We start from the raw sequence: 1,414 nt of genomic DNA on the forward strand, positions 1-1,414 counted from the left end.
GGACTGGGACCGGTTCACCCCCGCGTACACCAGCGTCCGGCCCAGCGCGCTGCTGGCCGACCTCCCCGAAGCCCGCACCGCCCTCACCACCGTCAGCGGATCCTCCGAGCAGCAGGACGGCGAGCGGGAGTCCCGGCTCCGCCAGCAGCTCGGGGGGCAGACGGCGGACGAGCGGCAGCAGGCACTGCTCGGGCTGGTACGCCGGCGTGCGGCGGAAGTGCTGGGGCACGGCGACACCGGCGTCGTGGGTTCCGGTCAAGCATTCCGGGAGCTCGGCGTCGATTCCCTCACGGCCGTCGAACTGCGCAACCGGCTCGCCGCCGAGACGGGCCTCAAGCTGCCCAGCACCCTCGTCTTCGACCACCCGACGCCCCGGCACCTCGCCGCGTTCCTCGACGACGAACTGTTCGGCCAGGAGAACGCCGCGGCGGAGACCGCCCTGGTCACCGAGCTGGACCGGTTGGCCTCCACGATTTCAAGACTTTCCCCAGATAACGGCGCCAGGTCTCTCGCGAAGGCACGACTGCGCAGCATGCTGGCCGAGCTGGGTGATCAGGCCGAGGGCGATTCCAAGGCCTCCGTCTCCCAGCAGCTGGAGGCGGCCTCGGACGACGAGATCTTCGACTTCATCAACCAGGAGCTCGGCCGGTCCTGAGCGCCCGCGTCGCTGCAGGCCGAATCGTTCCTACCGCTAAACGTATGGGTCACGTTCAATGGCGAATGAAGACAAGCTCCGGGACTACCTCAAGTGGGTCACCGCCGACCTGGCCGAAACACGCCGGCGGCTCCAGGAGCTGGAGTCCCAGGGGGACGAGCCCATCGCGATCGTCGGGATGAGCTGCCGGTTTCCCGGCGGTGTGCGGTCACCCGAGGACTACTGGCAGCTCCTGGCGGACGGCACCGACGCGATCTCCGAATGGCCCACGGACCGCGGGTGGGACACCGAGGCGCTCTACGACCCGGACGCCCGGCGCAGGGACGGCAGTTACGCACGCGAGGGCGGCTTCGTCCACGACGCGGGCGACTTCGACCCGGGGTTCTTCGGCATCTCACCACGTGAGGCGCTGGCGATGGATCCGCAGCAGCGGCTGCTGCTGGAGGCGTCGTGGGAGGCGTTCGAGCACGCCGGTATCGACCCGGAGTGGGCGCGGGGCGGCCGCGCGGGCGTCTTCGTCGGGTGCAGCAACCAGGAGTACGGCGCCGGACTGCGCGACGTCCCCGACGACGTACGCGGCCATCTCCTGACCGGCAACTCCACCTCCGTGGTTTCCGGTCGCGTTTCGTATCTGCTGGGCCTCGAAGGCCCGGCGGTGACAGTGGACACGGCGTGCTCGTCGTCGTTGGTCGCGCTCCACCTGGCCGTGCAGGCGTTGCGTGCGGGTGAGTGTGATCTGGCGTTGGCCGGTGGTGTGAC

2 protein-coding genes are annotated in these 1,414 nt (G+C 69.8%); both read left to right on the top strand.

All coding sequences use genetic code 11. The features are described from left to right. Positions 1-655: phosphopantetheine-binding protein (locus tag AB0M26_RS31895; protein ID WP_365266532.1), on the top strand; the 655-nt coding region annotated here is incomplete at its 5' end. Between the two features lie 58 nt (positions 656-713). Next, on the top strand, positions 714-1,414 hold a 701-nt coding region (locus AB0M26_RS31900; protein ID WP_365266535.1), incomplete at its 3' end, for a beta-ketoacyl synthase N-terminal-like domain-containing protein.

It is taken from the genome of Streptomyces sp. NPDC051776 (assembly GCF_040681345.1).
Taxonomy (GTDB): domain Bacteria; phylum Actinomycetota; class Actinomycetes; order Streptomycetales; family Streptomycetaceae; genus Streptomyces.